We start from the raw sequence: 6,185 nt of genomic DNA on the forward strand, positions 1-6,185 counted from the left end.
TCCAATGAGTGAAGTCGTCGAGCGACACTTTATCATTAGCTACCACAAATTTGTGATACTTTTCGCTGTAATAACCGAAGTATATTTGTCCTCCATCAAACAAAAGAACATCTTTTGCTTGCTCTGGTAATCCATCTTTTACTAATTTCCAAATCATAGGCAAATATAGGAACTATTATCGAAAGAGATTTTAAAAGCAAGAAATCTACAGCTGCCGGCTAATTCTCAGAACGGCACATTTTATTTGATTATCAGACAATTAGAATGCAATACTCCTCAAAAACTGTTGGAATTATCGAAGTATAGATTAATTTTCTATAACTACACTAAATCACAAAACATGAACACAAGAACATTAATTAGCGGGATCGTAGCAGGTATTGTTATTTTCCTGGTTGGGTATGGCATTTATGGAATTGTCATGGCCGATTACTTTATGTCGGCAATGCCCTCTTATCCGGGACTTATTAAAGACCCGATGGAGATCTGGGCCATCGGTGTCGGGAATTTGATTTGGGGAATATTGTTAGCCTGGAGCTTAAATGCGGCAGGGATAACATCCGCTTCCCGGGGTGCTGTATATGGGGCGATAGCTTTCTTTTTATATACGCTCGGTACCGGTTTCATGATTTTGGGACAGCTGAATATGAACACCATTGAATCGATATTTGTTGAAGCACTTTGTAATGCGATATTGATGGGGATAGCTGGGGCTGTTGCGGGGTGGATTTTGGGGAGAAACAGGGAGATGAAAGGTGAAAGGTGAAAACTGAAAGAGAGGATCAGAATTTCATTAATAGTTGGGGTTAAAACCTCAGCAATAAAAAAAAGAGAGCCTTTCGGGGATCTCTTTTTTGTTTGGGGATTGTACGACCCGGGACTTAGCTTAGATATCAGTGGGGATATCAGTATCAGGATTACCGAATTCAAATGGAGCAACTGGAACTTTTGCATTTTTCGCTTTAATAAACTTTAGTCCTGCCGGGATATCAGTATCAGGTTCGCCAAAATTGAAAGGTGCACTTGGCACGAGCAGGTGACGCATCTCATTGATATTTGCGTCCTCTGGAGAGCCCCAATCGAATGGTGCAACTGGAACCATCGCATTTTTCGCTTTACGTTTAATTCCGTCCGGTGCTTCAGTTTCAGGATCTCCCCATACGAACGGTGCAATGGGAACCATTGAGGTTTTTCCATTGTTTTTGATTCTGTCATCAGCCTTGCTGTTCAGTGATATGGCGATTAGAATGATTGTTGAAAGTGTGTATATCGTTTTCATGATTGTTGGTTTTTAATATTTCTTGTTTGTTTTGTTGATAAAATGTACCTCAGTATTCAATGCTGGCATATGCTTAGTTGGCAGGGAGCCGTAAGTATTCGGTAAAAGCAGGAGAAAAATCGGTGAAGAAGGTTTAGGTTTTCAGGAATCTGGGATGAGCTTAATTCGCCGACTAAAAGGTACTTTCCGCAGGCTTAATGAGGAAGCGTTCAGTGATACCTGATAACTGTTACTTGATGCTTAATTTTTATTAGTTTTGACAAAAACATTCCATATGTCATCTGAAACAGCTAAGAATAATGATATACACAGATCATCAAAGAAAGATCTGTATGAAGCTCCTGATTATTATCTCATCGATGAACTCTTAAGCGAAGAACATAAATTGGTACGCGACAGTGTACGTAGCTGGGTTAAAAAAGAAGTTAGTCCGGTAATCGAAGATTTCGCTCAAAAAGCACAATTCCCTAAACACCTGATTCCGGGCCTTGCTGATATCGGTGCATTTGGTCCCACTATTCCGGTAGAATATGGCGGTGCTGGACTTGATTATATCTCTTATGGTCTGATCATGCAGGAAATCGAACGAGGCGATTCAGGTATCCGTTCGACCGCATCGGTGCAGGGATCCCTGGTCATGTATCCGATTTATGCCTACGGGTCTGAAGAACAAAAAAAGAAATACTTACCAAAGCTTGCTTCCGGCGAGTTTATTGGATGCTTCGGCCTTACGGAGCCCGATCACGGTTCTGATCCGGGAAGTATGATCACCAATATTAAAGATAAAGGCGACCACTATTTACTCAATGGTGCTAAAATGTGGATCTCCAACTCTCCCTTTTCAGATATTGCCATCGTTTGGGCTAAAGATGAACAGGGCATTATTAAGGGATTGATCGTTGAAAAAGGCATGGAAGGTTTTTCTGCGCCAGAAATCCACGGAAAGTGGAGCCTCCGTGCTTCCGCAAGCGGCGAACTGGTTTTCGATAACGTGAAAGTTCCAAAGGAAAATCTGCTGCCTAATGTGTCGGGATTAAAAGGTCCCTTGGGATGCTTAAACCAGGCGCGATATGGTATTGCCTGGGGTGCACTTGGTGCGGCTATGGACTGTTACGATACGGCCCTGCGTTATTCTAAAGAACGTATGCAATTCGGCCGCCCGATCGGAGGCTTTCAATTGCAACAAAAGAAATTGGCTGAGATGATTACCGAGATTACTAAAGGACAGCTGCTTGTATGGCGACTCGGAGTTCTAAGAAATGAAAACCGGGCTAGTCCTGCGCAAATCTCTATGGCCAAACGTAATAGCGTTGAAACGGCTATGAATGTTGCCCGTGAAGCGCGTCAAATCCTTGGCGGGATGGGAATTACCGGCGAATACCCGGTTATGCGTCATATGATGAATTTAGAATCTGTGGTGACGTATGAAGGAACACATGATATACACCTGTTGATTACGGGGATGGATGTGACGGGGTTAAACGCCTTCCAATAGGAAAAAGGAACAAAAAGCAAGGAGCAAGGAGCAAAGACGCTGCCTTCCTCCTTGCTCTACTTCTTCTTCTCCTTCAAATACTCAGATATCGCCGCATTATAAACCCTCTTCCCCGGCTCTAGTGTCACTTTAAATGCAGCTTTCTTTTCCGGGATCCTTGCTCCTTGCTCCTTGCTCCTTGTTCTTTGCTCCTATTCCGAATACACGGACCTCACAATATCCCTCAAATTATACCCCGACGCCATCACCTGTCCATAAGCCCCAGCTGTCCGGAGAGCAACAATATCCCCCCTTTTAGAAACTGGAAGTTCCACTTCTTTCCCCAGCCAGTCTGTGCTTTCGCAGATGGGCCCTACCACATCGTATTTAACCGAATTGGCTTTTTTATCAGCAGTAAGGTTCTCTATTTTGTGGAAAGCCTGGTATAATGCAGGGCGCATCAGCTCAGTCATGCCCGCGTCCAGTATAATGAAATTCTTTTTGATTCCGTTCTTCACGTAAAGTATACGGCTGATGAGATTGCCGCATTGTGCAACCAGGGCGCGGCCGAGTTCAAAATGCACTTCCTGTCCGGGTTTACGTTCGAGGAATTTATCGAATACTTCGAAATAACTCGCAAAATCGTTAATCGCTGCCTCATCAGGATGATGATAATCAACTCCGAATCCGCCGCCAACGTTAAGGATCTGTAATTGAAAGCCATGTTCCCCGAACCATTGGCTCAATTCATTAGTCTTAACACACAGGCTCCGGAAGACCTCCAAATCCGTTATCTGCGAACCAATATGGAAATGTATACCGATCAGCTTGAGGTTAGCAGATTTTTTCAGTTCCTCCATGCAAGCCTTCAGTTCCCACTGGTTGACACCGAATTTATTCTCTTCAAGGCCTGTAGTAATATAATGGTGTGTCTGAGCATCAACATTTGGATTGATCCGGATAGCGATGCGAGCTGTTTTGCCCCGTTTTGCTGCGAGTTCATTGATAACTCCCAATTCCTGCACCGATTCTACATTAAAGCAGTAAATATCATTCTCTAATGCTGTAATGATCTCTTTGTCCGATTTACCAACACCTGCAAATACCACTTTGCCAGGGTCAAACCCGATCTCAATAGCTTTCTTAACTTCGTTTCCACTCACACAGTCGGCACCAAAACCTTCGGCTTGAATTGCTTTTAGTACGCACTCATCAAAGTTTGCTTTAAAGGCGTAATGAACATGAAAGCCATACTTATCTGCAGCCTCTTTACAGGTTTTAAGTGTCTTTTCAAGCAAAGCCAGATCATAATAGTAAAATGGCGTTTCTAAACTCTCAAAACGTGCAAGTGTATTCTCGTCAAACATAGATTTAGTTCTACCAGCAGATAGCTGATTTAGTTTATTCAAATAAGCGATTGTGTAATGAACGCAAGGCTTCAACTTTATGTTTATCGTCAAGCAGCAGAGAAATATTATAGCTGCTTCCGCCGTAGGAAATCATCCTTATCGGGATATGCTTCATCGCTTCCAAAACCCGAGAGGCATAACCATGTTTGTCGGCAGCGAAATCTCCCACAACACAGACAATAGTTTGATTGGTGTCCACTTCTACCTTACCGAAATTGTTCAGTTCCTTAATTATTTCCTCCAGGTTACGGGTGTCGTCGATAGTAACCGATACAGCAACTTCAGAAGTGGTGATCATATCTATCGGAGTTTTATATCTCTCAAATATCTCGAACACCCTTCTCAGGAAGCCATAAGCCAAAAGCATCCGGCTCGACTGTATCTTGATAGCTGTAATACCGTCTTTAGCAGCGATAGATTTTATCTTTCCGCGCTCGCTTTCATTGGTAATCAGGGTACCCCCTGCTTCAGGCTCCATCGTGTTAAGCAAACGAACAGGGACTTTATATTTCTGAGCAGGGAAAACACTTTGCGGATGAAGAATCTTCGCACCAAAATAAGCAAGCTCTGCAGCCTCGTCAAAAGAAAGTTGGGCAATAGGCTTGGTACCTTTAACAATACGCGGGTCGTTATTATGCATCCCGTCGATGTCGGTCCATATCTGCACCTCCTCAGCCCGGATTGCCGCACCGATTAGTGAAGCAGTATAATCGCTTCCGCCGCGACGCAGATTATCTACTTCGCCGAACGAATTCCTACAGATATACCCTTGTGTGATGTACAAAGTCTCTGATGGATCTTCATCCAGAAGCGGCTGGAGATGTTCCGTGATATATTCAACCATTGGCTCATTATCTTCATCGATTTTCATGAAATCCAATGCAGGTAATAGTCTCGAGCGAACCCCGATCTCCGTCAGATAAATATGATATAAAGTGGTGGAAATCAATTCACCCTGGGCAAGAATGATCTTTTCTTCAATACTTGTAAAGTGCTCATTGGCAAATGATGAGATCAAATTAAAGTGGTAATCAATGAGATCCTTACCGTTCTCTAATCCCTCCTCCGTCGAAAATAGCTCCTTAATGAAAACCTCATATTTATCCTTCAGCGCTTTAGTGAGATCAGCCGCCTTGGTCTTATCTCCCGAAAGATATGCCTGAGCAATCTCCAAAAGGCTGTTAGTAGTACCCGAAACAGCAGAAAGTACAACGATTTGCCTGTTTTGAGGTTGAATAATATCTAATAATTTTTTGATGCGATCGGGACTGCCGACTGACGTTCCACCGAACTTTAGTACCTTCATTTAATCCTTGAATTTTAGATTGCAGCAAATCATTTTTATACTTGTGCAACGAGTTGCTAAAATTAGCAAAAAAGCCACCAAAATTACGCCATAAGTTAAATAAATTAGCAACAAGCAAACTATTTCGGGGTTGTTTAGTATTATACCAAACAATAATTAAATTTCATGGAAAAGTTAGAACTCTCTGTCACCAATAAAATAAATCAATGGCTGGAAGGAAACTATGATGCTGAAACAAAAGCGGCCATACAAAACCTTCTGGATTCTGAATCACACACAGAACTTACCGACTCCTTTTACAGGGATCTTGAATTTGGTACAGGCGGCCTGCGGGGGACTATGGGCCCAGGGACAAACCGGGTAAATAAATACACGATTGGATCAGCTACTCAGGGACTTTGCAACTATCTCCTAAAGAAATATCCCGGCGAGAAAGTTAAGGTTGCCGTTGCGCACGATAGCCGGAATAAGTCGGATTATTTTGCTCAAATCACTGCTGAAGTTTTTTCGGCTAATGGGATTCATGTATACTTCTTTAAAGAGCTCCGTCCGACTCCTGAACTGTCTTTTGCGATCAGACATTTAGGATGCAAGAGTGGTGTGATGATTACCGCATCCCACAATCCAAAAGAATATAACGGTTATAAAGCCTATGGTGCTGATGGCGGGCAGTTCACATCGCCGGATGACAAGATGGTGATGAGTGAAGTGGCTGCT

At 42.9% G+C, this 6,185-nt stretch carries 5 protein-coding genes and 1 pseudogene; 3 read left to right on the forward strand and 3 right to left on the reverse strand.

All coding sequences use genetic code 11. The features are described from left to right. Positions 1-340: 340 nt before the first annotated feature. A complete protein-coding gene (locus WBJ10_RS03655; RefSeq protein WP_424288198.1) occupies positions 341-766 on the forward strand; it encodes a hypothetical protein in 426 nt (141 codons plus the stop codon). Positions 767-886: 120 nt separating this feature from the next. Here WBJ10_RS03655 and WBJ10_RS03660 read toward each other — a convergent pair whose 3' ends face one another. Next, entirely contained in the window at positions 887-1,279 is a 393-nt protein-coding gene (locus WBJ10_RS03660; protein ID WP_424288199.1) for a hypothetical protein, read from the reverse strand. 274 nt (positions 1,280-1,553) lie between these two features. Here WBJ10_RS03660 and WBJ10_RS03665 point away from each other — a divergent pair, with 274 nt between their 5' ends. Continuing rightward, positions 1,554-2,774, forward strand: a complete 1,221-nt coding sequence (locus tag WBJ10_RS03665; RefSeq protein WP_424288200.1) for an acyl-CoA dehydrogenase family protein — start codon at positions 1,554-1,556, stop codon at positions 2,772-2,774. A 191-nt stretch (positions 2,775-2,965) separates the two neighbouring features. On the opposite strand, the gene lysA is transcribed toward WBJ10_RS03665, so the two are convergent. Both lysA and WBJ10_RS03675 read right to left on the reverse strand, forming a co-directional pair. Continuing rightward, on the reverse strand, positions 2,966-4,120 hold the full coding sequence (gene lysA / locus WBJ10_RS03670; RefSeq protein ID WP_424288202.1) for a diaminopimelate decarboxylase: 1,155 nt from the start codon (positions 4,118-4,120) through the stop codon (positions 2,966-2,968). 34 nt (positions 4,121-4,154) lie between these two features. Continuing rightward, the gene (locus WBJ10_RS03675) at positions 4,155-5,468 is read right to left on the reverse strand and encodes an aspartate kinase (RefSeq protein WP_424288201.1); all 1,314 of its coding nucleotides are present in this window, start codon (positions 5,466-5,468) and stop codon (positions 4,155-4,157) included. Positions 5,469-5,633: 165 nt separating this feature from the next. On the opposite strand from WBJ10_RS03675, the pseudogene WBJ10_RS03680 reads away from it, so the two are divergent. Beyond that, positions 5,634-6,185: pseudogene (locus tag WBJ10_RS03680) on the forward strand (phospho-sugar mutase); the annotation flags it as partial.

The organism is Daejeonella sp., from assembly GCF_049655485.1.
GTDB lineage: Bacteria > Bacteroidota > Bacteroidia > Sphingobacteriales > Sphingobacteriaceae > Daejeonella.

Excerpts from the sequence above, each read along its gene's own strand:
- WBJ10_RS03655 (WP_424288198.1), top strand. The coding sequence starts at position 341 with ATGAACACAAGAACATTAATTAGCGGGATCGTAGCAGGTATTGTTATT.
- WBJ10_RS03660 (WP_424288199.1), bottom strand. The coding sequence starts at position 1,279 with ATGAAAACGATATACACACTTTCAACAATCATTCTAATCGCCATATCA.
- WBJ10_RS03665 (WP_424288200.1), top strand. The coding sequence starts at position 1,554 with ATGTCATCTGAAACAGCTAAGAATAATGATATACACAGATCATCAAAG.
- lysA (WP_424288202.1), bottom strand. The coding sequence starts at position 4,120 with ATGTTTGACGAGAATACACTTGCACGTTTTGAGAGTTTAGAAACGCCA.
- WBJ10_RS03675 (WP_424288201.1), bottom strand. The coding sequence starts at position 5,468 with ATGAAGGTACTAAAGTTCGGTGGAACGTCAGTCGGCAGTCCCGATCGC.